Source organism: Dactylosporangium thailandense, from assembly GCF_059739745.1.
Window position 1 is genome coordinate 11,945,449 of the sequence record NZ_AP029195.1, and the last position, 25,594, is coordinate 11,971,042.

At 73.8% G+C, this 25,594-nt stretch carries 25 protein-coding genes and 1 tRNA gene; 8 read left to right on the forward strand and 18 right to left on the reverse strand.

Annotation, left to right across the window (positions count from 1 at the left end):
• Positions 1–247 precede the first annotated feature (247 nt).
• Positions 248–814 carry a hypothetical protein gene (locus tag AC6JBM_RS53820; protein ID WP_497981196.1) on the forward strand — a complete coding sequence of 189 codons (567 nt, stop codon included), beginning with the start codon at positions 248–250 and terminating at the stop codon, positions 812–814.
• A gap of 81 nt (positions 815–895) precedes the next feature.
• Here AC6JBM_RS53820 and AC6JBM_RS53825 read toward each other — a convergent pair whose 3' ends face one another.
• The gene (locus AC6JBM_RS53825) at positions 896–1,921 is read right to left on the reverse strand and encodes an ROK family protein (protein ID WP_497981197.1); all 1,026 of its coding nucleotides are present in this window, start codon (positions 1,919–1,921) and stop codon (positions 896–898) included.
• An 82-nt stretch (positions 1,922–2,003) separates the two neighbouring features.
• On the opposite strand from AC6JBM_RS53825, the gene AC6JBM_RS53830 reads away from it, so the two are divergent.
• On the forward strand, positions 2,004–2,903 hold the full coding sequence (locus AC6JBM_RS53830) for an NADP-dependent oxidoreductase (RefSeq protein ID WP_497981198.1): 900 nt from the start codon (positions 2,004–2,006) through the stop codon (positions 2,901–2,903).
• Positions 2,904–2,956: 53 nt separating this feature from the next.
• Here AC6JBM_RS53830 and AC6JBM_RS53835 read toward each other — a convergent pair whose 3' ends face one another.
• Together AC6JBM_RS53835 and AC6JBM_RS53840 are read right to left on the reverse strand one after the other, a co-directional pair.
• On the reverse strand, positions 2,957–3,598 hold the full coding sequence (locus AC6JBM_RS53835; RefSeq protein ID WP_350617388.1) for a LuxR C-terminal-related transcriptional regulator: 642 nt from the start codon (positions 3,596–3,598) through the stop codon (positions 2,957–2,959).
• Positions 3,562–5,343, reverse strand: a complete 1,782-nt coding sequence (locus AC6JBM_RS53840) for a sensor histidine kinase (RefSeq protein WP_497981199.1) — start codon at positions 5,341–5,343, stop codon at positions 3,562–3,564. The genes AC6JBM_RS53835 and AC6JBM_RS53840 overlap by 37 nt, the downstream gene beginning before the upstream one ends.
• Positions 5,344–5,475: 132 nt before the next feature.
• Between AC6JBM_RS53840 and AC6JBM_RS53845 the strand changes: the two genes are divergently transcribed.
• Positions 5,476–6,363 carry an ABC transporter ATP-binding protein gene (locus AC6JBM_RS53845; RefSeq protein ID WP_497981200.1) on the forward strand — a complete coding sequence of 296 codons (888 nt, stop codon included), beginning with the start codon at positions 5,476–5,478 and terminating at the stop codon, positions 6,361–6,363.
• A 1-nt stretch (position 6,364) separates the two neighbouring features.
• Complete coding sequence (locus tag AC6JBM_RS53850) at positions 6,365–7,105, forward strand: ABC transporter permease (protein ID WP_497981201.1); 741 nt, start codon at positions 6,365–6,367, stop codon at positions 7,103–7,105.
• On the opposite strand, the gene AC6JBM_RS53855 is transcribed toward AC6JBM_RS53850, so the two are convergent.
• Positions 7,102–7,704, reverse strand: coding sequence for a cysteine hydrolase family protein (locus AC6JBM_RS53855; RefSeq protein WP_497981202.1), 603 nt, complete (start codon positions 7,702–7,704; stop codon positions 7,102–7,104). The genes AC6JBM_RS53850 and AC6JBM_RS53855 overlap by 4 nt on opposite strands.
• Positions 7,705–7,778: 74 nt before the next feature.
• Between AC6JBM_RS53855 and AC6JBM_RS53860 the strand changes: the two genes are divergently transcribed.
• Positions 7,779–8,609 (forward strand): phosphoribosylaminoimidazolesuccinocarboxamide synthase, encoded by an 831-nt coding sequence (locus tag AC6JBM_RS53860; protein WP_350617399.1) that lies wholly within the window; start codon positions 7,779–7,781, stop codon positions 8,607–8,609.
• Between the two features lie 9 nt (positions 8,610–8,618).
• Here AC6JBM_RS53860 and AC6JBM_RS53865 read toward each other — a convergent pair whose 3' ends face one another.
• Complete coding sequence (locus tag AC6JBM_RS53865; RefSeq protein ID WP_497981203.1) at positions 8,619–9,542, reverse strand: proteasome assembly chaperone family protein; 924 nt, start codon at positions 9,540–9,542, stop codon at positions 8,619–8,621.
• A 22-nt stretch (positions 9,543–9,564) separates the two neighbouring features.
• A complete protein-coding gene (locus AC6JBM_RS53870) occupies positions 9,565–10,212 on the reverse strand; it encodes a TetR/AcrR family transcriptional regulator (protein WP_497981204.1) in 648 nt (215 codons plus the stop codon).
• An 83-nt stretch (positions 10,213–10,295) separates the two neighbouring features.
• Here AC6JBM_RS53870 and AC6JBM_RS53875 point away from each other — a divergent pair, with 83 nt between their 5' ends.
• Both AC6JBM_RS53875 and AC6JBM_RS53880 read left to right on the forward strand, forming a co-directional pair.
• Positions 10,296–11,225 (forward strand): SDR family oxidoreductase, encoded by a 930-nt coding sequence (locus AC6JBM_RS53875; RefSeq protein ID WP_497981205.1) that lies wholly within the window; start codon positions 10,296–10,298, stop codon positions 11,223–11,225.
• An 8-nt stretch (positions 11,226–11,233) separates the two neighbouring features.
• On the forward strand, positions 11,234–11,950 hold the full coding sequence (locus tag AC6JBM_RS53880; protein WP_497981206.1) for a TetR/AcrR family transcriptional regulator: 717 nt from the start codon (positions 11,234–11,236) through the stop codon (positions 11,948–11,950).
• Here AC6JBM_RS53880 and AC6JBM_RS53885 read toward each other — a convergent pair.
• The 12 genes from AC6JBM_RS53885 to AC6JBM_RS53940 form a co-directional block, all read right to left on the reverse strand.
• The gene (locus AC6JBM_RS53885) at positions 11,936–12,580 is read right to left on the reverse strand and encodes a response regulator (RefSeq protein ID WP_497986737.1); all 645 of its coding nucleotides are present in this window, start codon (positions 12,578–12,580) and stop codon (positions 11,936–11,938) included. The two genes, AC6JBM_RS53880 and AC6JBM_RS53885, sit on opposite strands and share 15 nt — an antisense overlap.
• Entirely contained in the window at positions 12,568–13,704 is a 1,137-nt protein-coding gene (locus AC6JBM_RS53890) for a sensor histidine kinase (protein WP_497981207.1), read from the reverse strand. The genes AC6JBM_RS53885 and AC6JBM_RS53890 overlap by 13 nt, the downstream gene beginning before the upstream one ends.
• On the reverse strand, positions 13,701–14,381 hold the full coding sequence (locus AC6JBM_RS53895) for a YqeB family protein (protein WP_497981208.1): 681 nt from the start codon (positions 14,379–14,381) through the stop codon (positions 13,701–13,703). The genes AC6JBM_RS53890 and AC6JBM_RS53895 overlap by 4 nt, the downstream gene beginning before the upstream one ends.
• Before the next feature lie 67 nt (positions 14,382–14,448).
• On the reverse strand, positions 14,449–15,615 hold the full coding sequence (locus AC6JBM_RS53900) for a vWA domain-containing protein (protein ID WP_497981209.1): 1,167 nt from the start codon (positions 15,613–15,615) through the stop codon (positions 14,449–14,451).
• Between the two features lie 146 nt (positions 15,616–15,761).
• Positions 15,762–16,943: an AAA family ATPase gene (locus AC6JBM_RS53905; RefSeq protein WP_497981210.1), complete on the reverse strand. Its 1,182-nt coding sequence runs from the start codon at positions 16,941–16,943 to the stop codon at positions 15,762–15,764.
• Positions 16,944–16,998: 55 nt separating this feature from the next.
• Positions 16,999–18,117, reverse strand: a complete 1,119-nt coding sequence (locus tag AC6JBM_RS53910) for a leucine-rich repeat domain-containing protein (RefSeq protein WP_497981211.1) — start codon at positions 18,115–18,117, stop codon at positions 16,999–17,001.
• Positions 18,111–19,466 (reverse strand): SDR family NAD(P)-dependent oxidoreductase, encoded by a 1,356-nt coding sequence (locus AC6JBM_RS53915; RefSeq protein WP_497981212.1) that lies wholly within the window; start codon positions 19,464–19,466, stop codon positions 18,111–18,113. Before AC6JBM_RS53915 ends, AC6JBM_RS53910 begins: the two co-directional genes overlap by 7 nt.
• Positions 19,467–19,496: 30 nt before the next feature.
• A tRNA-Met gene (locus tag AC6JBM_RS53920) sits at positions 19,497–19,571 on the reverse strand.
• A 244-nt stretch (positions 19,572–19,815) separates the two neighbouring features.
• Positions 19,816–20,220, reverse strand: a complete 405-nt coding sequence (locus AC6JBM_RS53925; RefSeq protein ID WP_350617420.1) for a VOC family protein — start codon at positions 20,218–20,220, stop codon at positions 19,816–19,818.
• Between the two features lie 74 nt (positions 20,221–20,294).
• Entirely contained in the window at positions 20,295–20,756 is a 462-nt protein-coding gene (locus AC6JBM_RS53930) for a hypothetical protein (RefSeq protein ID WP_497981213.1), read from the reverse strand.
• A 31-nt stretch (positions 20,757–20,787) separates the two neighbouring features.
• On the reverse strand, positions 20,788–21,381 hold the full coding sequence (locus tag AC6JBM_RS53935) for an RNA polymerase sigma factor (protein ID WP_433078562.1): 594 nt from the start codon (positions 21,379–21,381) through the stop codon (positions 20,788–20,790).
• 98 nt (positions 21,382–21,479) lie between these two features.
• Positions 21,480–22,646, reverse strand: a complete 1,167-nt coding sequence (locus AC6JBM_RS53940) for a S8 family peptidase (RefSeq protein ID WP_497981214.1) — start codon at positions 22,644–22,646, stop codon at positions 21,480–21,482.
• Positions 22,647–22,765: 119 nt separating this feature from the next.
• On the opposite strand from AC6JBM_RS53940, the gene AC6JBM_RS53945 reads away from it, so the two are divergent.
• A complete protein-coding gene (locus AC6JBM_RS53945) occupies positions 22,766–25,447 on the forward strand; it encodes an FHA domain-containing protein (protein ID WP_497981215.1) in 2,682 nt (893 codons plus the stop codon).
• Positions 25,448–25,594 lie beyond the last annotated feature (147 nt).

The following is a 25,594-nucleotide window of genomic DNA, read 5'->3' on the forward strand; positions in this document are numbered from 1 at the left end:
CGCGACTTCCCGCGAGGAGCGAAATGCCGGGCGCTCTGCGCCGCGACTTCCCGCGAGGAGCGAAATGCCGGGCGCTCTGCGCCGCGACTTCCCGCGAGGAGCGAAATGCCGGGCGCTCGGCGTCGCGAGGAGCGAAAAGTCGGGCGCTCCGCGCCGCGACTTTTCGGACTTATGCCCCGTCAGGCGATATGTCGTTTATCTGGGAAAAGCCGCCGATGGTCGGTATCGAGCCGGTACGTTGGCGAACGTGGGGCTACTCGTCGCCGCGATCCTCGCCGTGCTCGTCGCCGGGGGCGCCGTCTGCCTCGGCTGGGCCGCGCTGCAGGCCGCCCGCCAGGCCGCGAGCGCTGTCGGCGAGCTGGCCGCGCTGTACCGCCTCGCCGACGACCGGCGCGACGCCGAACGCGTCTGCGCGTGGGCGGTCAGCGAGCGCGAGACGTTCGAGAAGATCATCACGCGCGGCGTCGTCGGGGCGGCGGTGCGCAACGCCGGGCAGGCGCCGGTGTACGACGTCGAGATCGTCTTCCACGACCCGCCCGCCGCGTGGACGGCGATCCGCCGGGTGCGGATCGTGCCGCCGGGGGAGCAGCCCGAGGTGTACGCCGGGTTCGACCAGGAGCAGACCGACGGCCCTGTCGACCGGGACCGCATCAACGACGACGGCACCATCCGGCTCGCGCCGTCGGCCGACATGCACGTGGAGCTGCGCTTCACCGACGCGAGCGGCCGCCGCTGGCAGCGTGACGACAAGGGCGTGCTCAACCTGACGGCCGAGAACGTTCCCCGGGCCCCGGTCCCGGTCGAGACCGCCTGAGACGGCGACACCGGGCAACGCTCGGATAAGCGGCGCCGGGAGAAAAATGCGGATATGTCGTGGCGCGCAGCGCCCGACATATCAAGCGACGACCGTCCCCGCCGCGGCGATGGCCGCGCCCCGCGCGCCCGCCATATCGCGCTCCGGCACCAGCGAGAACTCGGCCACCGCGGCCTGCTCCTCGCGCAGCAGCGTGTGCTCGCGCACCCGGCCCAGGAACCAGTCGCGGAAGTGGGGTGCCGCCTCCACCACGCCGCCGCCGACGAAGTAGCAGTCGGGGTCGGTGAAGTTCGCGGCGATCGTGAACAGGCGGCCGAGCCCCATCGCCTGCTGCTCGAAGATGTGCAGGGCCAGCTCGTCGCCCCGCTCGGCGTAGGAGCGGACCTGCTTCGCGGCGGACTTGAGGGAATCGGCGCCGTGCAGCGGGTGGTCGGGGAAGCGGGTGAGCCAGTACGGCAGCAGGTTGCGCACGATCCCGGTGAGCGACGAGACGCTCTCCACGTCGCCGAGGAAGCCGCACCCGCAGGACGGCAGCGGCTGGCCCTCCTCCAGCAGGCCGTGCATCGGGATGTGCACGTGCCCGAGCTCGCCGGCCATGCCGGCCGCGCCCCGGATGACCTTGCCCTGCTCGATGACGCCGCCGCCGAGGCCGGTGCCGACGATCGCCGAGACCGAGGACTTGATGTCGGCGGCCGGCCCGAAGTACACGTGATGCGCGTAGAGGGCGGCCGCGTTGCCGTCGTTGTTGTAGACGACGGGCAGGCCGAGCCGCCGCTCGAGCGCGCCGCGGAAGTCGTAGCCCCACCAGGCCGGCTGGGAGAAGTTCGTCGCGCCCTTGGACGAGATGACCCCGTCGGCGCTGGCCGGGCCGGGCGTGTCCAGGCCGACGGCGACCACGCGGGAGCGGTCGACCTTGGTCACCGCGAGGATGTTGTCGAACGCCCCGGCGAGCGACTCCACGGCCGCCTCGGGGCCGTCGAGCACCCGGCTCGGCACCTCGACGAGCCCGTCCACCAGGAACGAGCCCTCGTGGTCGAGCACCGTAGCGTTGTTCGCGGTGCCGCCGTTGTCGAGACCGACAACGACCCAGTCCTTCGCGTTCACCATCGTCGACTCCCTGAGAACTTCGGCGCGGAAGCACGGTACCCCATTGACCTCAAGCGCGCTTCAGGTCGCACAGTCGTTGCTCATGAGAGCCGCTGCGTTCGCCGAACCCGGTCCGCCCGACGTCCTTCGCCTCCACGACCTGCCCGAGCCGCAGGCCGGACCCGGTCAGGTCCGGGTCCGCGTGCGCTTCGCGGGCGTCCAGCCGTTCGACGCGGGGCTGCGCCGCGGCTGGGTCCCGCCCTACGCCGCTGTCACGCTCCCGCAGATCCCCGGCAACGAGTTCGCCGGCGTCGTCGACCAGGGCACCGACGCCGTGCCGGTGGGCTCGGAGGTGCTCGGGTTCAGCGTGTTCAACGCGTACGCCGAGTGGATCGTGGTGCCCGAGGACCAGGTGACCCCCAAGCCGGCGAGCGTGCCGTGGGAGGTCGCGGGCGGCTTCACGGCCGGCTGGCAGACGGCCCGCCTGGCGCTCTCGGCGATCGGGGCCGGGCCGGGCGACACCGTGCTCATCAACGCCGCGGCGGGCGCGACCGGCACGGCCGGCGTGCAGCTCGCCCGGATCCTGGGCGCCACGGTCATCGGCACGGCGAGCGAGGCCAACCAGGACTATGTGCGCTCGCTGGGCGCGATTCCCGTGGTGTACGGCCCCGGCCTGCCGGACCGGGTCCGCGCCCTCGCGCCGCAGGGCGTGACGGCCGCCGTCGACGGCGCCGGGGGAGAGGCCCTGGAGACGTCGCTGGCGCTCGTCCCCGACCGCAAGCGGATCATCACCCTCGTCGCGCACGACCGCATCGAGGAGCTGGGGCTGGGCAGCATCCAGGGCCGGCGCAGCAACGAGGCACTGGCCGAGCTGATCGACCTGTACGCCTCCGGCCGCACCCAGTGGCACGTGCGCCGCGTCTACCCGCTCGCCGAGGCCGCCGACGCGCATCGCGAGATCGAGACCGGCCACGGCCGCGGCAAGATCGTCCTGGCCGTCTAAATCGTGATATGTCCGATAAATCCTGATCGCGGCAGCGATCGGGATTTATCGCATCACGCCCCCTGGAGGTGTGCGAGCACGGCCAGCACGCGGCGGTTGTCGTCGTCCGAGATCGGCAGGTTCAGTTTGCCGAAGATGCTCGCGATGTGCTTGTTCACCGCGCTCTCCGACAGGAACAGCTGCTTGGCGATCGCCGCGTTCGAGCGGCCCTCCGCCATCAGCGTCAGCACCTCGCGCTCGCGCGGCGTCAGGGTGCCCGTCTGCGGCGTCGGCCGGGCCACCAGCTTCGCGATCACCGACGGGTCCATGACGGTGCCGCCGCCGGCCACCCGCCGCACCGCGTCGACGAACTGGTCCGCGTTGAACACGCGGTCCTTGAGCAGGTAGCCCACCGCGCCGGTGCCGTCGGCCAGCAGCTCCCGGGCGTAGAGCTGCTCGACGTGCTGCGAGAGCACGAGCACGGGCAGGCCGGGCACCTCACGGCGGGCGGCCAGGGCGGCCTGCAGGCCCTCGTCGGTGAAGCTCGGCGGCAGCCGCACGTCGACGACGGCGACGTCGGGCCGGTGCTCCAGCAGGGCGGCGAGCAGGTCCGGTCCGGTGTCGACGGCCGCCACGATCTCGAAGCCGTGGCTCTGCAACAGCAGGACCAGACCGTCCCTCAGGAGGTAGAGGTCTTCGGCGAGGACAACGCGCACGGCAGCTCCAGGGAGGCTACGGTCGGCCCGCCCGCGGGGCTGTGCAGGGCGAGCGTCCCGTCGAAGGTACCCAACCGCCGCTCGATCCCGCGCAGCCCGGTGCCGCGCGACGGGTCCGCGCCGCCGTCGCCGTCGTCGGTCACGGTGATGCGCAGCAGGCCGTCGGCGAAGGCGATGTGCACCATGATGTGCGCGGCGTGGCCGTGGCGGACCGCGTTGGCGAGCAGCTCGCTGACCGCGAAGTAGGCCGCGGACTCGACCGGGGCCTCCGGCCGCCCGGCGAGGCGGCCGGTGACGGTGACGTCGGCCGCGGTGTCCAGGGCGAGGGCGCGCACGGCGTCGGGCAGGCCGCGCTCGGACAGCACCGGCGGGTGGATGCCGCGGACGAGGGCGCGCAGCTCGCTCAGCGCCGTCTGCGAGGTCTCGCGGGCCTGGGCGACGAGCTTGCGGGCCGCGTCCGGGTCGGTGTCCATGAGCCGCTCGATCGCGCCCAGGGTGAGCCCGACCGAGATGAGCCGCGCCTGGGCGCCGTCGTGCAGGTCGCGCTCGATGCGGCGCACCTCGGCGGCCTGCGCGTCGACGGCGTCGGCCCGGGTCTGGGTGAGCCGCTCGACCCGCCGCCGCAGCTGCTCCTTCGCGGTCGGGCGCAGCAGGACGGCGCTCCAGCGCGAGGCGAGCCCCACCGCGACGGGGGCCAGCGCGAAGGAGGCGGCGACGAGCGCGAGGCCGGCGACGAGGCCGGCGGTGCGGTGGCCGTCGAGGGCGCCGTACCACCGGCTCGACTCCGCCCCGAACCACTGCGTCCACACCCAGGGCAGCGCCAGCCACCAGGCGCCGTAGATCCCGGCCGCGACCGGGACGCCGGCCACGACCCCGACCACGAGCGCGTCGGCGACGAGCCACAGCAGGTCCCGCCACGAGGCGGCGTCGTGCCAGATCCACTGCCAGCGCGCGTTGAACTCGGCCATGCCCGCGGTCTTGTAGAGGCTGCGGTCCACCCGGTACAGGCCGTCCGGGCGCAGCTCCGGGCGCTTGCGGGAGGTGTAGGGCGGCTCGATGGCGACATCGGCCCAGGCCGCCCACTCCCGGCGCAGGTTCGCCAGCCAGCGGAAGTGGGTCAGGCCGAGCGGGATCAGGAACACCAGGCCGAGGCCGAAGCCGAGCACGAAGCACACCAGCGTGAGCGCGAACAGGACGACCTGCACCACGGCGCTCAGCGCGAGCAGGCCGCAGCGGGCCCACGCCAGCAGGATGCGGTCGGAGCGCTTCGGCCGGCTGCGCCGCGGGCCGGCGACCGGGCGCAGCCGGGCCTCGCTCCACCGCGCGACCAGGCCCACGGCCCGCGGCGCGACCGGCAGGCCCAGCGGGATCACCAGCAGCACGACGAGCGGGAACCACAGCATCCAGGTCAGGTCGCGGGCGAGCGCGGGGTCCTTGGCGAACCAGTCGACCCGCCGCAGGTACGCGGGCACGCGGGGCGAGCGGTAGAGCTGGTTGTCGTGGCGGTACAGCCCCTCCTCGTCCGGCCGCGGCGGCTCCGGCTCGGGCTGGTACGGCACCGGGATCTCGCGGCCGAGCCAGTCGCCGAACAGCGCCCGCCAGCGGTTGGTCAGCCGGCGCGTGGCGATCCCGGGGGCGACCACGACCACGGCGCTCGGCAGGACCGTCAGCACGAACTGGGCGAACGTGAGCACGGTCATCCCGAGCAGCTGCGCGCTGCGGACGAGCGCCCTGGAGTACGTCATGCCATCGAGCCTCGCCTTCCCCGTCGCCGCGCACATCGGCCCTGGCTGCCGTGCCGGGTGCAGATAACTGCACCCCCGCCTCGGCATCCAGCGTCATTCTGCCCGGTCGCCGGAGCCGGGAGAGTGCTCGGTATGACAGTCATCGACGTGCGCGGCCTGCAGAAGCGGTACGGCGACCGCGAGGCCGTGCGGGACGTGACCTTCGCCGTCGAGCGCGGCGAGATCTTCGGCATCATCGGGCGCAACGGCGCCGGCAAGACCACGACGGTCGAGTGCGTCGAGGGCCTGCGCACGCCCGACGGCGGCTCGGTGCGGGTGCTCGGCCGGGAGCCCAGCGACCCGGTGGTGCGCCAGCGGCTCGGGGTGCAGCTGCAGGAGTCGCAGCTGCCCGACCGCATCCGGGTGCGGGAGGCGATGGAGCTCTTCGCGTCCTTCTACGAGCGGCCGGCCGCGACCGGGCCGCTGCTGGAGCGGCTGGGGCTCGGGGAGCACGGCGGCATGCAGTACAAGAAACTCTCCGGCGGCCAGAAGCAGCGCCTGTCGATCGCGTTGTCCCTGGTCGGATCGCCGGAGGTGGCGGTCCTGGACGAGCTGACCACCGGGCTGGACCCCCAGGCCCGCCGCGACACCTGGCGGCTGATCTCGGATATCCGCGACCGGGGCGTGACCGTCCTGCTCGTCACGCACTTCATGGACGAGGCCGAGCGGCTGTGCGACCGGATCGCGGTGATCGACGACGGCCGGACCGTCGCCGTCGACACCCCGAGCGCGCTGATCCGCGGCGCCGCCGCGGGCGTGACGGTCACGTTCCGCCCGTCCGGCCCGGCCGAGCTGGCGGGGGTGCCCGGCGTCGGCTCGGTGACGGTCGACGACGGCCTGTGGACCGTCACCGGCGGCGGCAACCTCGCCCACGAGGTGTCGCGGGCGCTGGCCGCCCAGCAGGTCGTCCCGCTCGAGCTGAACATCGTCCAGGCCGACCTCGAATCCGCCTTCGTGGCCCTGACCGGCAAGGAGTCCTGACATGCGCGCCCTGACCCGCCTGACCGTGATCGAGACGCGGCTCATGCTGCGCGAGATCGCCGGCCCGATGTTCACCGTCCTGCTGCCCGTCGCCCTGCTGGTCGTGTTCGGCCTGCCCGGCAGCGCGCACACGGCCGACCCGGCGCTCGGCGGCCGGCGCGGCGTCGACACCGTCATCCCGTCGATGTCGATCATGGTGTCGATGGCGATGGTGGCGTTCTTCATGCTGCCGACGGTCCTGGCGAACTACCGCGAGCGCGGGGTGCTGCGCCGGTTCGCGACCACGCCGGTGCGCCCGGCCGCCCTGCTCGGCGCCCAGCTCGTGATGAACGCCGGGGTGGTCCTGCTCTCGACGCTGCTCACGCTCGTCATCGGCGTCGCCGCGCTGGGCATGCACGTGCCGAACCTGGCCCTCGTGGGGCCGGTGTTCCTGCTGGGCGTGCTCGGGCTCTTCCCGATCGGGCTGCTCGTCGCGGCGGTGGCGGGCAGCGCGAAGGCGGCCACCGGGTACGCGCTCGCCCTGTGGTTCCCGTCGGCGTTCTTCGCCGGGCTGTACGTGCCGGTGGAGTACCTGCCGCGCGTGCTGGCGAGGATCGGGGACTTCACCCCGCTGGGCGCGTTCCGCCAGGCCGTCCAGGCCGCGTGGGCCGGCGACGCCCCGCACCCGCTGCACCTGGTGGTGCTGGCCGCCAGCTTCCTGCTCGCCGGCGGCCTCGCCCTGCGCCACTACAAAGCGGGCTAGATCTGGCCCGCGAAGTCGTCCGCGGACATCGGTGTCGAGAACATCGGGAAGTCGTACTTCAGCGCGTTGTCGTGCTCCTCCTGCGAGGTGGCCGCCACGCAGTCCTGCAGGGTGATCACCTGGTAGCCGTGCTCGTAGCCGGTCCGCATGGTCGACTCGACGCAGCAGTTGGTGAGGAATCCGCCGATGGCGATGGTGGTGATGCCCTTGCTGCGCAGGATGAAGTCGAGGTTGGTGCTGGCGAACGTGTCCAGCCCGCGCTTGCCCTCCACGACGATGTCCCCGGCCTGGGGCGCGAGCTCGTCGACGATCTGCGCGCCCCACTCGCCCTTGACGAACGCGTTGCCGTCCACGACGCCCTTGAGAATGCCGTACGGATGCGAGGTGATCTCGTTGTACCCGGGCGCGAAGGTGATCGGGGCGTGGATGATCGTCACCCCGGCGGCCCGGGCGGCGGCGACGGCCTTGCGCGTGTTGGCCATCATGCCGGTCTTGTCCATGACGCCCTGGACGGCGGCGTGGAACGCGCCACCCTCGGAGACGAAGTCGTTCTGGTACTCGATGAGGACGATGGCGGTCTTCGCGGGATCGAGGGGCATGCTGACCTCCGGCGACAGTCGGCGACATGGTCGTGACGCAGCTCACCCTACGCCGCTCCGATAGGCTCGACGGCGTGGAACTCCTGCATTCCGGCAAGGTCCGTGACGTGTACGCCGACGGCGACGACCTCATCCTCGTCGCCTCGGACCGGCTCTCCGTCTACGACGTGGTGCTGCCGACGCCGATCCCGGACAAGGGCGCCGTGCTCACCCGGCTGTCGCTGTGGTGGTTCGAGCAGCTCGCCGACATCGTGCCCAACCACGTGATCTCCGCGACCGACGTGCCGGCCGAGTTCGCCGGGCGGGCGATCCGCTGCAAGCGGCTGGAGATGCTGCCGGTCGAGTGCATCGCGCGCGGCTACCTCGCGGGGCAGGGATTGTCGGAGTACACCGCGCACGGTGCCGTGTCCGGCGTCGAGCTGCCGCCCGGGCTCGTCGAGGGGGACCGCCTGCCGGAGCCGATCTTCACCCCGACGACCAAGGCCCCGGCCGGCGAGCACGACGCGTTCGTGACGTTCGGCGAGGTCACCGAGGAGATCGGCAAGGACCTCGCGGAGGAGCTGCGGGAGCTCACGCTCCGGGTGTATTCGCGCGGAGCCGCCCTCGCCGCCGAGCGCGGGATCGTGGTCGCCGACACCAAGCTCGAGTTCGGCCGCGACCGCGCGGGCACCGTGGTGCTGGGCGACGAGGTGCTCACCCCGGACTCGTCGCGCTTCTGGCCGCTGGACGAGTGGGAGCCGGGCCGCACCCAGTTCTCCTTCGACAAGCAGCAGGTGCGCGACTGGTCGCTGTCCACCGGCTGGAACAAGACCGCTCCCGGGCCCGAGGTGCCGGACGACGTGGTCGCCCTGACCCGGGCCCGGTACGTGGAGGTCTACGAGCGCCTCACCGGCACGAGCTGGTAGGCCGCCGCCTCACAGGTTGGGCGGCTCGTCGCCCCGGGTCTGCTCGGCCAGGAACCGCTCCAGCTCCGCGCCGATCTCGTCCGCGGTCGGCAGCGGGGCGGGGGAGTCGGCCAGCAGGTTGTTGTTGCCAGTGCGGCCGCGGGTGAAGGCGTCGTACTGCTCCTCGAGCGCCCGCACCAGCGACGCGGCCTCGTCGGCCTGGGCGATCTGCACGTCGATCTCCGCGCGCACCGAGTCGGCCGCGGCGTGCAGCTGGTCCATCGGAACCCGCAGCCCGGTCGCGTCAGCCAGGCACGAGAGCAGCTTCTCCGCGGCGGCCGGGAACTCGGCCTGGGCCACGTAGTGCGGCACGTGCACCGCGAAGCCGAACGCGTCGCGGTCCTGCTGGCCGATGCGGTACTCCAGCAGGTTCCCGACGCTGCCCGGCACCTGCACCCGCTGCAGCCACGGCTCGAAGCCGGCGATGAGGTCCCGGCTGGTGCCGTGCGCGGTCACGCCGGTCGGGCGGGTGTGCGGCACGGCCATCGGGATCGCGGTGAGCCCGACCGTGGCCCGCACGTCGAAGCGCTCGATGAGCTCGAGCACGGCCGCGGTGAACCGCTCCCACTGCAGGTCGGGCTCGGGCCCGTCGAGCAGCAGGAACTCGGTGCCGGTGGCGTCGCGCAGCACCCGCAGCAGCAGCTGGGGCTGCTCGTAGTGCTCCCAGTGGTCCTCGACGAACAGCATCGGGGGGCGCCGGCCGCGGTAGTCGTAGAGCTGATCGAGGTCGAACGTGGCGATCGTGCGCGCCGAGCCGACGCTGAGCAGGTGCTCGCGGGCGAGGCGGGCGGCGTTGCCGGCGTCCACGAAGCCCGTCAGCGCGTGCACGAGCACCGGCCGGTCGGCCGCCGGCGGATCATCGGTGAGCTCGTAAAGTTCGCTGGGGTTCAGCACCGCGAAGCGTCCCTTCCCTTTTTCAACCGTGCAACCCGGCAGTAGGCCCGATCATTCCATCCGTTGTCATCCAGGGGTTGGTGAGGATCGCGTAGACCAGCTCGTCCACGGCCGGCGTCAGCTCGGTGAACGACGGGCCGGCCCCCGTGTACGGGTCGCAGACCTGCAGCATCATCTCGTGCACGCCGCCGACGAGGGCGATGGCCAGCAGCGGCGACAGCCGGGGGATGCCGGGGTCGGCCGCCCGGGCCCGCTCGATCACCTCGACCAGCGCGTCGGCGAAGCGGCGCTGCATCTGCTGGCGCAGCCGGAACGCCCGGGGCCCGGCCGCCTGGATCTCCACCAGCAGGGTCCGGGTCACCGCGGGCATGGTCTCCAGCGCGGTGAGGTACGCCGTCACCCCGCTGGAGACCATCTCCTTCCATGGCCGTCCGCCGGGCCTGGCGGCGCTGCGCACCACCTCGAGCAGGTGCTCGCAGCCCTGCGCGTAGAGGGCCATCAGGCAGGCTTCCTTGTCCGCGAAGTGCTCGTAGAACGTGCGCTTGGACACGCGCGCGTGCATCACGATGTCGGCGATCGTCGTGGCGGCGTAGCCCTTGGCGGCGATCGACTCGGCCAGCCCGCCCGTGAGGTCGGCGCGCAGCTCCTCGGCGGTCCTGGTGCTCGTCATGCGGTGGCCTTCACCTTTCGCGACAATGTCCCCGGGTGCTAGTTTGCCTGGTACTGAACGGTACCGCCGATGGGAGGCCCTCGGTGCGGCGCAAGAGTCTGTCCGGTCAGGTGGTGCTCATCACCGGTGCCGCCCGCGGCATCGGCGAACATACCGCGCGTGAGGCCGCCGCCCGCGGCGCCCGCGTCGCGCTGGTCGGGCTCGAGCCCGACCGGCTGGAGCCGCTCGCCCAGGAGCTCGGCGGGGTCTGGTTCGCCGCCGACGTCACCGACCAGGCCAGTATGGCGGCCGCGGTCGACGGGGTGCTGGGCGCCTACGGCCGCATCGACGCCGTGGTGGCCAACGCGGGCGTCGCCAGCCGCGGCACGATGGCGACCGGCGACGTTGAGGCGCTCGTGCACACGGTCGAGGTCAACCTGGTCGGCGTCATGCGCACGACCGCCGCGTGCCTGCCGCACCTCATCGCGGCCCGCGGCTACCTGCTCATCGTCGCCTCGGCCGCCTCGTTCGCGGCGCTGCCGGGGATGGCGCCGTACTGCGCCTCGAAGGCCGGCGTCGAGCACTTCGGCAACGCGGTGCGGCTGGAGGTGGCCCACCACGGCGTCGCCGTCGGCACCGCCCACCCGAGCTGGATCGACACCGACCTCGTCCGCGACGCCCAGGATGACCTGCCCGCGTTCAAGGACACGCTGCGCCGCCTGCCGCCCCCGCTGGGCTCGACCACGTCCGTCGAGCGCTGCGCGGCCGCCTTCGCCGACGCGCTGGAGCGCCGCCGCCGCAAGGTCTTCGTGCCCCGCGGCGTGATGCTCGTGTACTGGCTGCGCACCCTGCTCAACAGCCGCCTGGCCGAGCGGGTCGTCGAGTCGCAGGCCCGGCACAGCGTCCCGCTCATGGAGGAGCAGGTCCGCACGCTCGGCCGCGGCTTCGGGGCACACACCGCGCTGCCGGTCGTCACCCGGCCGGCCGAACCCGCGACCGAGCCCGGGTTCATCGCGAACCGCTATCACCGATAATCGTGTCCATGCCCCGACCGCCGATCTGGGCGCGCCCGGAGCCCGGTTCCCGCGCGCCCCGCTTCAGCCGCGAGCGCATCGCCGCCACGGCCCTGCAGATCGCCGACGCCGAGGGCATCGAGGCGGTCTCGATGCGCAACGTCGCCGCGCGGCTCGGCGCGGGCACGATGACGCTCTACAACTACGTCGAGACCAAGGACGAGCTCTTCGCGCTCATGGACGACGCGCTCATGGCCGAGGCCGTGGTGCCCGAGGGCGAGCTGCCGGCGGACTGGCGGGAGGCGACCGCGGCCATCGCGCGGCGGACCTGGGCGGTGCTCTCGCGGCACCCGTGGGCGGTCACGCTGCGTCCGGGCCCCGCGATCGGGCCCAACGCCATGCTGCACTTCGAGCAGAGCCTCGCGGCCCTGGCCGGCACCGGGCTCGACAACGCGGGCCGGTTCGACGTGATCGCGATCGTCGACGCGTACGTCTTCGGCAGCGCCCTGCGCGCCGCGGAGGCCCGCGCGGAGACCGACCCGGAGCTGGTGAAGGCCGTCGTGGCCTACGGGATGGAGCAGCTCGCGACCGGCCGCTACCCGCACACCGCGGCCCTGCTCGGCGGCCGGGAGCCCGGCTCGCCCGAGGTCGCCGGCCCCGCCACGGGCCCCGACGCGGTGGCGGCGCAGTTCGAGCGCGGCCTCCAGGCGGTCCTCGACGGCGTCGCGGGCTCAGTCCAGTCGTGACTCGTGCACCAGGATCGCCACCTGGACGCGGTTCGTGCAGCCCAGCTTGGCCAGGATCCTCGAGACGTACGTCTTCACCGTCGCCACGCTCATGTGCACCGCGGCACTGATCTCCGCGTTCGAGCGCCCCTCCGCGACCGCCTCGGCCACGTCGCGTTCGCGGGGCGTGAGGGCCGCGAGGGTACGCCGGGCCGCCGCGCCGCGATCGTCGGCCGCGACGTGCGCGATGAGCTGCCGCACCACCGACGGCGAGAGCGTCTGCTCCCCGCTCGCGACGCGCCGCACCGCGTCGAGGATGGCCAGCGGCGGGGTGTCCTTGAGTAGAAAGCCGTGCGCGCCGAGCCGCAGCGCCCGGAGCACGTGCTCGTCGGTGTCGAACGTGGTGAGCACGATGACCCGGGCCCCGTCGGGTTGCAGCGCCTCGAGCGCGGCCAGCCCGTCCATGCGCGGCATGCGGATGTCCATGAGCACGACGTCGGGCCGCACGGCGCGCACGGTGCGCACCGCCTGCGCCCCGTCGGCGGCCTCGCCGACGACCTCGACCCCGGTGCCGCCCCCGAGCACCATGGCCAGCCCCGCCCGCACCAGCGCGTCGTCGTCGACCACCACGACCCGGATCAGCGGCTGCACGGTATCCACGCCTCCAGGGTGAACGCCGCCCCGCCGTCCCCGCGCCGGACTCCCTGCTCGAACCGCCCGCCGACCAGGCCGACCCGCTCGGCCAGCCCCTCCAGCCCGGACCGCGTGCCCGGCAGCGAGGGCGGCGCGGGCCGGGCGGGCAGCGGGTTGCTGACCCGGACGTGCACCTCGTCCCCGCGCTCGAGCAGCACGCTGACCGCCACGCCCGGCGCGTGCTTGCGCGCGTTCGTGAGCCCCTCCTGCACCAGCCGGAACGCCGTGCGGTCCACGGCCGCGGGCAGTTCCCCGTCCAGGCGATGATCCAGGTGTACCGTCGTGCCGGCCTTCCGCGCCTCCTCCACCAGCTCGCCGAGGTCGGCCAGCCCCTGCCGGGGCCGCAGCTCCTCCCGGTCGGAGGCCCGCAGCACCCCGAGGATCTCCCGAAGCTCCTCCATCGCGTGGTGCGCGCTGGTGCGGATGGTCGCCCCCGCGTCGGCGACCTGCTCCCGCGAGAGATCCCCGCGGATCTCCAGCGCCCCCGCGTGCAGGCTGATGAGCGAGATGCGGTGCGCGAGCACGTCGTGCATCTCCCGGGCGATGCGCTCCCGTTCCAGCCCGCGCAGCATCTCGCCCCGCTGCCGCGCCTCGGCCTCGGCCCGCACGGCGCGCTCCCGCAGCGTGGCGATGAGCTCCCGCCGCGCCCGGACCGCGGCGCCCCAGGCGATCGCGATCGCCAGGACCGTGACGCCGAGCGTGTTGGCCCCGATGATCCGCAGGTCGGGATCCGGATACCGGATGCTGAGCGGAATCGGCGCCAGCACGTGCAGGGCCCCGACCCACAGGGCGGTCCGCAACGGCCGGTGGACCGCGACTCCGAACACCGCGATGGCGACGGCCCCGCCGGCCATGTCGGTGACCGCGATCGGCGCGAGCAGCGCGAGCGCGACCCCGACCGGGTGCTTGCGCCGCCACCAGAGCACCACGATCGCCGGCGCGGTGACGGCCAGCGAGACGAGCAGCCGCTCGTCGCTGAGCAGCCCGTTGTCGAGCCCGCTGGCGGCCGCCATGAGCGCCACGAGCACCGAGATGACCGTGGACGTGACGTCCACGGCGAGGTCGCGAGCCCGGCTCCTCACGACTTCACCAAGGGCCGCCAGTGCTGGACGACCCCGACATCCCGCACGGTGAAGCCGAGCTTCTGCACCTCGTCACGCAGCTCGTCGGCGTCGGCGGCACTCTTGTTCTCCAGGGCCTTGGCCCGCGCGGCCAGCACCGCGTTGACGGCCCCCGGCAGCTCGGGCAGGTCGGGCACCCACCGCCGATAGAGCTCGGCATACGGGTCCTGCCCCACCCACGGGTACCCGTGTTCCCGGAACGCCCGCTCGACCCGGGGGCTCCCGGCGTTCTCCAGCCGGTCCCGCACCACCTGCCGCGACTGCCGATCGAGCACCACGAGCAGCTTGCCGTCCACGAACACCGCCTCGACGTCCCGCCGGCTCACGGCCCGCCGGGCCTCCCCGCTGACCAGGACGATCTCGCCGTCGGCCACGGTGACCCGCAGCGCCTCGTGCACGGCGACCAGCCCGAGCCCGAACCCGAGCAGCACCCCCGCCCCGGCCAGCGCCGCCAGCCCCCACCCGGAACCGAGGTGCCGCACGAGCCGCAGCGGCCCCCCGAACGGTACCCACGGCAGCGACAGCAACCACCGAGCCGCGATCGGCAGCCCCCACCCGAGCAGCCCCCCGGCGACGGGAAGCCCCGCGAGCACGACAACCCGGTCCCCGCGCGTCAGCCCCAGCTCGTGATCAGCCATGACACCAACGCTAGGCAGCCGCCGCCCCGCGGGACAGTCGCCGAAAGTAGCCGCCGGCGCCACGGGCTCAGCCGTCCGTGATGTGGATCGTCTCGATCCAGGGCGGGGTGTCCGGGGGGTTGGGCCCGATCAGGCCGGCGATCAGGCGGCAGCCCGTCGGCTCGGCCGGCCACGGGGTCAGGCCGTCGGTCAGCACGACGATGATGTTCGGGGGCTCGGGGCCCCGCCGCGCGTGCTCGATGCCCACGCGCATGTCGGTCCCGCCGCCCCCGCTCAGCTGGACCTGTTCCGCCTTCGTCACCCGCGTCACGGCCTGGACGTCGGCGTCGCAGGCCAGGATCGTGACGCGGTTGCCGCGAATGCCCACGGCGCGCAGCACGCCGGTCACCTCGGCCAGGCACGACGCGAGCTGGTCGTCGCCCATCGAGCCCGAGGTGTCGATCACGATCGCGACGCGCGGCAGGGGCTGGCGCAGGCTCGGCAGGACGACCCCGCGCAGGGCGGCGCTGCGCCGGCCCGGGCGCGCATACGTGTAGTCGGCCGCCCCGCTCGCCCACACCACGGCCTGGCGCAGCGCGCCGGTGAGCAGGCGGCGCCAGTCGACGGTCGGCTCGGCGATCTCGTCGGCCCACCGCCGCCAGCCGAACGGGACGGTGCCCCGGGCGCGTACGTGCGCGCGGATGGCTTCGGCCGTCGTCCGGCGGATGGCGCCCGCCTCCACCTCGGGCACCGCGGGCGCGCCGTCGGCCCCGATCTCGCCCGGCACCGGGATGCCGTGCGCGCCCGAGCCGCACTGCACGTGGACGACGTGCGTATGCGGAATGCCGGCCAGGTATTCCTCGAAGAGCCGCCCCGGCGCCAGCCCGAACGTCGAGGGCTCCACGCGGCTCGCCGGCAGCGGCAGCCCGTCGGCGATCAGGTCGTCGTTGATCTCGCAGTCCTGCGCGAGGTTGACCCGCAGGTGGTCGTCGCGGTCGACGTGCCGCAGCCGTTCGGCCCGCCCGTGGTGGTCCCGCAACAGGTGCGCGACCTCGTGCACCCAGACCCCGGCCAGCTCCTCGACGGGGTGCGCGGCCACGAAGTCCGGGTTCGCGTACAGCCTCCAGTGCCGGTCCACGCCCATCGTCGACAGGTGCCACGACGGCACCACGGACAGCGCGTACATCGCCGAGGCGAGATACGGCCGCAGCTTGGCCGCCCGATACCGCCCCGCGAGCAGCTTCGTCCGATCCATCGCCAGCCGCGCGGGCGGCACCACCGCGAACGCCTCTAGGCCCGTGCCCGCCGCCGCTGCTGGGCCTGTGCCGGCCGTTTCTGGTTCTGCGCCCGCCGCCGTTTCTGGTTCTGCGCCCGCGGGCCGCGAGGAGGGCGACTCCGAGGTCATCGTTGCATCGCCCCCGAGAGGCGCAGGATGTCCACGAACGCGTCGATCGTCGCCGGCACCGGCCAGGACTTCTCGCGCATGGCCGCCAGGTCCGCCGCCGCCCGGGCCGCCACGTCCGGCACCCCCGCCTCGACCGCCTTGGCGAGCACCGCCCACGCCGCCTCCCACCGGGGCCGCGACACGTCCGACTGCACGGCCGACACGATCGCGGTGAGGAAGGCGAGCTGCCGGTCCCCGCGCTCCGGCAGCGCGAACGCGTCGGGGTTGGCCAGGACCCGGTTGGGGTCGGGCAGGTCGAGCTCGTCGAGGTAGGTGATGAACTCCAGGCCGGCACCGTCGCCGATCGCGCCGATCAGCGCCGTCGCCAGGGCCTCCCGCGAGGCGTCGCTGGCCAGGGCGAAGGTGAGCAGCCGCAGCGCCATCTCCCAGGTGCGCGGGGACGGCCAGGCGCCGCCGCGGCCCTCGGCGTCGGCGGGCAGGTGGTGGGTCAGGCCGGGCCGGGCGGTGAGGAAGCCCGACAGCGTGCCGCGGGCGCGGGCCAGCGCGGACCCGGCCCGGCGCGGGTCGATGCGCGGGATGTCGGCGGTGGGCCAGGTGCCGGCGAGGCCGCGGGCGACGACGGCGGGGTCGTGGGTCCAGTGCAGGTGCACGAACCGGTTGGCCAGCGGCGGGCTGAGGTGCCAGCCGTCGGCGGCGCTGGCCGGCGGGTTGGCCGCGGCGACCACGCGCACCCCCGGCGGGAGCTCGAGGCTGCCGACCCGGCGCTCGAGCACGACCCGCAGCAGGGCCGCCTGCACCGCGGGCGGGGCCGAGGACAGCTCGTCGAAGAAGACCAGGCCGACGCCGCCGCGGGTGAGCCGGATCGCCCAGTCCGGCGGGGCCATCGGCACGCCCTGGGTCGCCGGGTCGTCGCCGACGACGGGCAGGCCGGCGAAGTCGGAGGGCTCGTGGATGCTCGCGATGACGGTCTCCATCGGCACCGCGAGCCGGTCGGCGAGCTGCTGCAGCGCGGAGGACTTGCCGATGCCCGGCTCGCCCCACAGCAGCACCGGCAGGTTGGCCGACACGGCCAGCGCGAGGGCCTCGAGCTGGACGTTGTCGCGCAGCTCGACGCGGGTCGCGCGGGTCGCGGCGAGCAGTTCGTCCGCGGCGGCGAGCAGGTTCAGGGCCTCCGTCATGCCCGCGAGAGTAGCGGGGAGGTACGACAGTTTTTCGGGTGAACGGCGGGTGCTGCTAGCGGTACACGCTGAGGATCTCGCTCGCCAGGGGCGGCTCGCCACCGGGCAGCAGCTGGGCGAGCACGCGCTTGACGCGCCTCGGCACATCGGGCCCGAGCGTCAGGCGCCGCAGCGCCGTCCGGCCGGTCTCGACCGCGGTGAGCAGCGCCTTGGCCCCGCGCCCGCGAATGCCCGTGTGCCGCAGGTCGAGGCGGCGCAACGGGCTGCCGGGCAACGCCTCGGCGAGCAGCCGCGCGCCCGGGTCGCCGATCGTGTTGCCGGTGGCGCCCAGCACCCGCAGCGACTGCGGCCGGCTCAGGTCCAGCGCCTCCAGCACGGACAGCCGGGCCGCGACCGGGGCGGCGTCGGTCAGCCCGTTGCCGCCCAGGCCCAGCGTGCTGCCGCCGCGGACCACCCCGTCCATGAGCACCCGGACGCCGGCGTCGCCGAGCCGGTTCGCCGCGAGGAACAGGCCCGTCACGCCGCAGTCGGTGAGCAGGCGGGACAGCAGCGGCGCGGCCGACGGCCCGAGCCCGTTGCCGCCGAGGAAGACCCGCGCGACGGGCCGCTCCCGCGCGGCGAGGGCGTCGACGAGCAGCGCCAGGCCGGCGTCGGTGAGCCCGGTGTTGACGAGGTCGAGGGTGGTGAGGGCGGTGTTCGCGCGCAGCATCGCGGCCAGCGCGGCGATCCCGTCGTCGCCGAGCGGGTTGCGCTTGAGCCACAGCGCGGTCACGGTGTCGTCGCCGGCGAGCCGCTCGAACAGCGGTTCCGCGCCGCCCGCGTCGATGGCGTTGCAGCCGAGGTACAGCGTCCGCACCCCGTGCCCGGGCGCGAGCGACGCGGCGAGCGCGGCGGTCCCGGGCGCCCCGAGGCCGTTCGTGCCGAGCAGCAGGTGTACCGCATGACCCGACCCGACCACGCGATCCAGCACCCGGCTCACCCCGTCCGCGCCGAGGCCCTGCTTGCACAGGTCGAGCCGCCCGTCGGGCTGCAGCGTGCCCAGGGGGAAGCGCTCGGTCGCGGCGACCCCGGACGGGTCGGACAGCCGCGCCAGCAGCGGTTCGAGCAGCGTGAGATCGGCCGACGGTACCGCCGGAGCCGCCAGCACGGGACAGGAGATCTCGGTCTCTACCACTGCACCACCCGGTAGTCCTTGAGGAAGACACCGTGCACGGGGTCGCCGTGCACGCCCCGCACGATCGGGTCGTAGACGCGCGCGGCCCCGTCCACCACGTCCAGCGGCACCCGGAACCCCCGGCCGCGCAGGGCCTCCCGGGTCGCGTGCGGCCGCTCGTCGGTGACCCAGCCGGTGTCGACGCTGGTGACGTAAATACCCTCGGCCGCGTACTCGTCCGCGATCGTCCGGGTCAGCATGTTCAGGCCCGCCTTGGCCATGTTCGTGTGCGGGTGCCCGGCGGTCTTGTGCGCGCGGCTGAAGCTGCCCTCCATGGCCGAGACGTTGACCACGTACCGGTCGGGGCTCGGCGCCGCGCGCAGCAGCGGCCGCAGGCGCGCGATCAGCAGGAAGGGCGCGAAGGCGTTGATGACCTGCACCTCCAGCCACTCGCGCGGGGTGACCTGGTGCAGCCGCAGGGTCCAGCTGTTCGCGCGGCGCAGGTCGAGCGGCTCGCCGGTCTCGTCGAGCGCGCCGGCCGGGAAGAACAGGTCGTCCATCGCGCCGGTCCTGTCCATCGCGCCGGCCCCGTCCATCGCGCCGGTCCTGTCCATCGCGCCGGTCCTGTCCATCGCGCCGGTCCTGTCCAGCGCGCCGGTCTCGTCCAGCGCGCCGGCCGGAAAGACCAGGTCGGCGGGGGAGGCGGGCAGCGCGGGGCGGCGGCCCTCGGCGGCGGCGAGCTCGCGGTAGTACGAGGGCGGCCGCCGGACGGTCTGGGCCGCGTTGTTGACGAGGATGTCGAGGTGGCCCCAGCGCGCGGCGACGGCGTCGGTCAGCCCGACGACCCCGGCCAGGTCGAGGAGGTCCACGCCGTGGATGTGCAGCCGGTGCCGCCAAAGCCCGGCATCGTGTACGGCCTCGAAGCGCCGCCCCGCATCCCCCGGGAACCGCGTCGTGACCATGACCTCGGCCCCGTCGCGGAGCAGCTTCAGCGCGGTCTCGAACCCGATCTTGATGCGGCCGCCGGTGATCAGCGCGCGCCGCCCGGTCAGGTCGGCCCGGGCGTGCCGCCGCGCGGTGTTGCTCGTCGCGCACTCGGCGCACATCTGCGGGTACGACGGCGGAACCTCGCGGTAGGGCGACTTGCACACGTAGCACCGGCGCGCCCGCAGCAGCGCGGGGTCGTCGGCCCGCGGCTGCGTCACCAGGCGCCGGTCGTGCTCGGCCGTCGCCGTGCGCCGCTCGGCCTTGCGCCGCTTCTTGCGCGCCCGGTAGGCCTTGTCGACCGCCGCCGCGACCCGCTCGTCGGCGTCGCCGATCGCGGCCAGCACCCGCAGGCAGGCCTCGACGTCATCAGGGTCGAGCGGCACCGCCGTATGGTAGCCGCCCGCGCGAAGGCGGCGGGCCGGCCGGAATCGAACCGGCGTCCTCACCGATTATGAGTCGGCGCGCGACGACCTCTGCGCTACGGCCCACCGCGCCAGGAGCCTATGCGAGCGGCCGGACCGGCGGAGCGGGCGGGTCCGGCCGGGGCGAGTGCGAACTCCAGCACCGCCGGGATCGCGCCGCGGCTCATGGCGGCGGACCGCCCCGGCTCGGCCGCGGTGCCCGGTGACGCGGCCTCTGACACCGCAGGAGGCGCGGACACCGTCCGAGGTGACGCCGCGCCGAGGCGAAGCTCACCGTTGCGAGCGGCCGGACCGGCGGAGCGAGCGCGGACTACAGTGCCGAGGCGAAGCTCACCGTCCGGGTCCGCGGCTGGTAGAGCTGATGCAGCACGAAGGTGTTGCCGTCCGGGTCGGCGAAGCTCGTGACCCGCGAGAACGGCCCCTCCTCGATCGGGGACTCGAAGACGATCCCGCGCTCGGCGAGCTCCTCGTAGGTCTTCTCGATGTCGTCGGTGTCGAGCACGATCCCGCGCAGCGATCCGGGCGGCATCGACTCGAACCAGGTGACCAGCGTGAACGACGTCTGGCCGTGCTTCGGGGCGACCTCGACCCAGCGGCGGTCGCCCTCGTCGTTGTCGCTGATCAGCTCCCAGTCGAGGGCGTTGAGGTAGAAGTCGCGGGCCCGGTCCTGGTCGGTCACGGGAATGGACACGATCTGCACGTGGTCGATGGGCATGGCCGGCTCCTCGCAACGTCGCGGCACCTTTTCCGCGACGGTACCCGCTGCGACCAGGGGTTTTGCGAAGAATTCTACAATTGCACCCATTCTGTGCGGACCGGTACGAATGCCCCCTCGACCTCCGGCTCGCAGCGCAGCCGCACGGGGCCGGTCGCGACCCCCTCGAAACGGAAGCGGCCCTCGTCGTCGGCCGCCGTCTCGTGCGACCCCGCCGGCGACTCCACGACGACCTTGGCCGCGACCACCGGGGCCAGCTCGCCGACCACGTCGACGGCGCCCGAGCGCGCGGTCACCTGGACGTCGATGGTCAGGGCGCCGCTGAAGAACGTCAGCACTCGCGGGGTTCCGCCGCGGATCCCGCCCCGCACGGCGATGAGCCGGTCCAGCGAGTCGCGGGTCAGCGCGGCCAGCGCCGCGTCCGGGTCGCGCCAGGACAGGCTCGCCCGGGCGGCCGCCAGCACGTTCGGCGGCACCGGGTCGCGCCGGCCGGCGATGTCACGCAAAGAGCTCAGCACCTCTTCCTCCCCGATCATCGGGTCGGCCCTGCGCAGCCGCGGTGGGTGGTCATATCGAAGTCGCCAATCGTCGGCGCAGCGTGCCCAGGCAGCGCTTGCGAGTCGGACCGATACTGCCGATCGGCACGTCGAGCGCGGCCGAGACCTCGGCGTAGCTCGGCGGGGGATCGGCGATGAGCACCCGCAGCAGCTGCTGGCACTGGCGGGACAGCGTCTGGAACTCCTGCCAGAGCATGGCGTCGCGCTCGTCGCGCAGGACGCCCGCGTCCGGCTCCTCCTCGACCGGATCCACGCCGGCCGGGGCGCCGCCCAGCGTCTCCACGAAGTCGCCGGCCGCCCCCGCCGGCACGTCGCGCCCGCTCTTGCGCAGCAGCGCGATCGCCTCGCGGCGGGCGGTGGTCGCCAGCCAGGAGCCGAGCTTGTCGGCCTCCCGCACGGCGTCGACGTGCTCCACCAGCCGCAGCCACGTCGCCTGGCTCACGTCCGCGGCGTCGGACTGGCCGAGCTGGAAGCTGCGCGCCACCGACCAGACCAGGTTGGCGTACCGGTCCACAATGGACTCCCACGCCTGCTGGTCCCCGGCCGAAGCAGCCCGCAGAAGTGCGGCATTCTCGTGTTCACCGGGACTTTCGGGGTCGGCCATGGCTCCGAAGGGTAGCACCGGGACCACCGGGCGACGGGGCACGGCGACCAGCGTGCCGCACCCCGTCACCACCCTCCCCCTGGTGTGATGCATGGCCCTCACGCCACCCCCGCGTAACGGCCGTAGCGCAGCCCCGCCCCCGCCACGACCGACTGCGCCGCCAGCCCGGCCGAGCCGGACTCCGGCAGCGCGTCGGCGATCGCCGCGGCGACGAACGGCGCCGCGAACGAGGTGCCGCTCCACCGGGCCCAGCCGTCCGGGAAGCCCTCGTGGTGCACATAGGTGCTGAGCACGTCGGCTCCCGGCGCCGCGAGCGTCACCCACGGCCCGGTGTTGCTCCAGTTGCAGATGCGCCGGCCGTCGTGGGCGGCGACCGCGACCACGCGCCGCCGCCACGGCGCGCCCGTCCCGGCGTACGCGGCCGGCCAGAACGGCCGGTCGTGCTGGCCGTCGTTGCCGGCCGCCGCCACGACCACCCGGTCACCGCTCGTCAGCAGCTCTGTCAGCGCCGCCGTGAGCAGGACCGGTGGCCGGTCGTCGAGCGAGTATCCCCCCAGCGAGAGGTTGATGATCGGGTCGTCGACCGCCCGCCGGAGGGCCGCGACCAGGTCGCTCTCCCGGCACACCCCGAACGTGTCGACGATCCGCACCACTCTCGGCCGCACCCGCCGCGACCGGCCCAGCATCACCCCGGCGACGAAGTTCGCATGCCCGGCGTCGCCCTGGCGCACCCCCGCGCCGTCGTCGCCGGGCTCGAAGTCGTCGGTGACGTACCGCTCCTTCGGCAACGGGCTGTTCAGCCACACCCCGGTGTCCAGCACCAGGACCCTCACCCCGCCGGTCCCCTCCACCGGCGGGGTCAGCGCACCGGGCGGCGCCGGGCGCGGCGGCCCGTACGCTCCGGCGTGCGCGAACGGTGTCGAGACGAAGACGTGGTTCGGCGCTGCGGCCACCCTCGGGTCCCCGGCCGCCTCCGCCTGCACGCGCACGCGCCGAGCGGCCCGCGCGACGTCCAGACCGGGCAGCCGGACCCGCCGGAAGCCGTCCGGGACATCCCCCTCCTCAACGATGTCCCGGGCGTCGAAGCCCTGCTCGGCGAACGCCTGGCGTGCGGTGCCGAAGTGCTCCGCCCGCACGACGAGCTCATCGGCGACGAAACGCACCGGCGTGCCGTCCGCCCGGTCCTCGCGGCGCACCCACGGCAGCCCGGCCAGTCGCCGGGCGCGCCGGGAGCGCCACTCGTCCGGACGGGTGTCCGCGGCCATCGGGGCTCCTCCTCACCGTGCCGTCTTCGTTCTCGACACACATGAGGGCCGCGACAGTTGTCCTGATACAAACCCACCCCGACTTCTTTCTGTCATACCCCCACGGCATGATGAGCGCCGTGGCGAGCATCGATCAGCGCACGGTGACCCGGGAGCTCACGGTCCTCGAGGTGACCACCGGCGACAAGCAGGCGACCGTCCGTCCGGACGACACCGTGACCATCGGTCGCGACGCCGCCAATGACCTCGTGATCGAGGGCAATCTGATCTCCCGGCGGCACGCCGAGGTCATCTGGAACGACGACGGCTGGTTCCTGCGCGACCTCGACAGCCGCAACGGCACCTTCGTCGGCGGCGAGCGGGCGGCCTTCATCGCCGCCACCGACGGCGGCGAGGTCCACCTCGGCTCGGCCGACGGCCCGAAGATCACGTTCCGGGTGAGGACGATCACCGAGCAGCTGCCGGTCGAGCCCTCGCCGCCGCAGCGGGAGGCGACCCGGCACGAGTTCGAGGCCGGGCGCATCCGCATCGGCCGCGGCGCCGACAACGACATCGTACTGAGCGACCTGCGCAGCTCCCGCAACCACGCCGAGCTGCGCCGCACCGCGACCGGCGGCTTCGAGGTCGTCGACCTCGGCAGCCGCAACGGCACGTTCCACAACGGCAAGCAGGTCACCCGCGAGGACATGCGGCCCGGCGACCTGATCTCGATCGGCAAGCACGAGTTCATCTTCGACGGCGCCCGGCTGCACGAGTTCGAGGACGCCGGCCCCTCCTCGCTCATCGCCGACGACCTCACGGTGCGGATCAAGGACGCGGTCCTGCTCGACGACGTCAGCTTCGCGCTGGCCGAGGGCAGCTTGCTCGCCGTCATCGGCCCCTCCGGCTGCGGCAAGTCCACGCTCGTCAAGGCCGTGGCCGGGCTGCGCCCCGCGACCCAGGGCGCGGTGCGCTACGACGGCCGCGACCTCTACGCCGACTACGCCGAGCTGCGCTACCGCATCGGCATGGTGCCGCAGGACGACGTGCTGCACCGCCAGCTCACCGTGCGCCGGGCCCTGCGCTTCGCCGCCGCCCTGCGCTTCGCCGACGACGTGCCGCGCAAGGAGCGCCGGGCCAAGGTCGCCGAGGTGCTCGAGACGCTCAACCTGACCGAGCGGGCCAAGCAGCGCATCGACAGCCTCTCCGGCGGCCAGCGCAAGCGCGTCTCGGTGGCGCTGGAGCTGCTCACCGAGCCGTCCCTGCTCTTCCTCGACGAGCCCACGTCCGGCCTCGACCCGGCCCTGGACAAGGAGGTCATGGAGGAGCTGCGGGAGCTCGCGGACAAGGGCCGCACCGTCGCCGTCGTCACGCACAACGTCATGCACCTCGACCTCACCGACCGCGTGCTCGTGCTCACCGTAGGCGGCCGGATGGGCTACTTCGGCCCGCCCGGCGAGCTGCTGGAGTTCTTCGGCGCCGAGGACTACGCCGAGGTGTTCCGCGAGGTCACGAAGAACGCGGAGCACTGGACGCGCAAGTACCGTTCGTCCGAGCTCTACACGCGATACGTCACCGACCAGATCGCCGAGGCCCCGCCGCCGAAGCCGGAGGCGGTGGAGCAGGTCACCGTCCCGGCCCAGCGGGTCGCCTCCGCCACCGCGCACGTGCCCTCGGCCCCGGCCCCGGCCGCATCCGCGGGTGCGTCCACGGCGTCGGCCGGTGCCACGACGGCGGCCGGGGAGCCGACGGCCGAGCAGGAGATGCCGCCGCGTCCCTCGGGCTCTCTCGAGTCGCCGACCGCGGAGCAGCGGATGCCCGCCCGGCCCGCACCGGCCGCCCCTGCGCCGGCTCCCTCCCCGGCGCCGGCCCGACCGGCAACAACCCAGTCGGGCGCAGTCCGGTCGGGCGCGGCCCAGTCGGGCGCGGCCAAGCCGGACAAAGCGGTCGGGCGGGCGCGGGTGAAGCTCGGCGGGGCGTCCCTGCGCAGCCGGGCACTGCATCCCGCGGCCCCGATCCGCCAGTTCCTCACCCTGTGCCTGCGCATGCTGTGGGTGATCGGCGCCGACCGCGGCCTGAGCGTGTTCATGATCGGCCTGCCGCTGGCCCTGGCCCTGCTCACCCGCACGGTGCCGGGGGACAACGGCCTCGCCCCGGGCCTGCTCAAATACAGCCTCGAGGCGCAGCGGCTGCTGGTCGTGCTCGCGGTCGGCGCCGCGTTCCTGGGCACCGCGGCGGCCATTCGCGAGCTGGTCAACGAGAGCACGATCTACAAGCGCGAGCGCGCGGTCGGGCTCTCGGCCGGCGCCTACCTCGCCTCCAAGGTCTTCGTCTTCTCGCTGATCATCATCGTGCAGACCGCGCTGTTCAGCTGGCTCGCGCTGCTGGGCAAGAACCCGCCGAAGGACCCGCTGATCTTCCCGAAGCACTGGCTGGTGGAGATCACGATCCCGGTGGCCATGGTCGCGCTCGCCTCGATGGCGTTCGGCCTGCTGGTCAGCGCGCTGGTCAAGACGACCGAGCAGACGACCCCGGTGCTGGTGGTCGTGGTGATGGCCCAGCTCGTGCTCTCCGGCGGCCTCTTCGAGCTCGACGGGCAGAACGTCCTGGAGCAGATCTCCTGGCTCTTCCCGACCCGCTGGGGCCTGGCCGCGGGCGCGTCGACGGTCGACCTGCAGTCGATGATCCCGTTCAAGGACGCCCTGTGGGAGCACACCACCGGTGCCTGGTGGCGCTCGGTGCTCATCCTGTTCGCGCAGATCGCGCTGCTCATCGGCCTGGCCCGGCTGGCGCTGCGCCGCTCGGAGCCCGGCCGCCAGTAGGACCGGTCGCGCCGGGGCCCTGCCCGCTCGGGCTCGCGCCGAGGCCCCGGCCGGACCTGCCCGCTCTGGGCCCGGCCGGCCCTGCGCTGCTCGGGGCCTGGCCGGGGTGGCGACGCTTGGCGCCCGGCGGTCAGCGGCCCGGGCGCC

What these genes read in the sequence shown, in the direction of transcription:
- AC6JBM_RS53825 (WP_497981197.1), bottom strand. Translation starts at nt 1,921, where the DNA reads ATGGTGAACGCGAAGGACTGGGTCGTTGTCGGTCTCGACAACGGCGGC.
- AC6JBM_RS53830 (WP_497981198.1), top strand. Translation starts at nt 2,004, where the DNA reads ATGAGAGCCGCTGCGTTCGCCGAACCCGGTCCGCCCGACGTCCTTCGC.
- AC6JBM_RS53840 (WP_497981199.1), bottom strand. Translation starts at nt 5,343, where the DNA reads ATGACGTACTCCAGGGCGCTCGTCCGCAGCGCGCAGCTGCTCGGGATG.
- AC6JBM_RS53845 (WP_497981200.1), top strand. Translation starts at nt 5,476, where the DNA reads ATGACAGTCATCGACGTGCGCGGCCTGCAGAAGCGGTACGGCGACCGC.
- AC6JBM_RS53850 (WP_497981201.1), top strand. Translation starts at nt 6,365, where the DNA reads ATGCGCGCCCTGACCCGCCTGACCGTGATCGAGACGCGGCTCATGCTG.
- AC6JBM_RS53855 (WP_497981202.1), bottom strand. Translation starts at nt 7,704, where the DNA reads ATGCCCCTCGATCCCGCGAAGACCGCCATCGTCCTCATCGAGTACCAG.
- AC6JBM_RS53870 (WP_497981204.1), bottom strand. Translation starts at nt 10,212, where the DNA reads ATGACGAGCACCAGGACCGCCGAGGAGCTGCGCGCCGACCTCACGGGC.
- AC6JBM_RS53880 (WP_497981206.1), top strand. Translation starts at nt 11,234, where the DNA reads ATGCCCCGACCGCCGATCTGGGCGCGCCCGGAGCCCGGTTCCCGCGCG.
- AC6JBM_RS53895 (WP_497981208.1), bottom strand. Translation starts at nt 14,381, where the DNA reads ATGGCTGATCACGAGCTGGGGCTGACGCGCGGGGACCGGGTTGTCGTG.
- AC6JBM_RS53900 (WP_497981209.1), bottom strand. Translation starts at nt 15,615, where the DNA reads ATGGATCGGACGAAGCTGCTCGCGGGGCGGTATCGGGCGGCCAAGCTG.
- AC6JBM_RS53905 (WP_497981210.1), bottom strand. Translation starts at nt 16,943, where the DNA reads ATGACGGAGGCCCTGAACCTGCTCGCCGCCGCGGACGAACTGCTCGCC.
- AC6JBM_RS53925 (WP_350617420.1), bottom strand. Translation starts at nt 20,220, where the DNA reads ATGCCCATCGACCACGTGCAGATCGTGTCCATTCCCGTGACCGACCAG.
- AC6JBM_RS53930 (WP_497981213.1), bottom strand. Translation starts at nt 20,756, where the DNA reads ATGATCGGGGAGGAAGAGGTGCTGAGCTCTTTGCGTGACATCGCCGGC.
- AC6JBM_RS53935 (WP_433078562.1), bottom strand. Translation starts at nt 21,381, where the DNA reads ATGGCCGACCCCGAAAGTCCCGGTGAACACGAGAATGCCGCACTTCTG.
- AC6JBM_RS53940 (WP_497981214.1), bottom strand. Translation starts at nt 22,646, where the DNA reads ATGGCCGCGGACACCCGTCCGGACGAGTGGCGCTCCCGGCGCGCCCGG.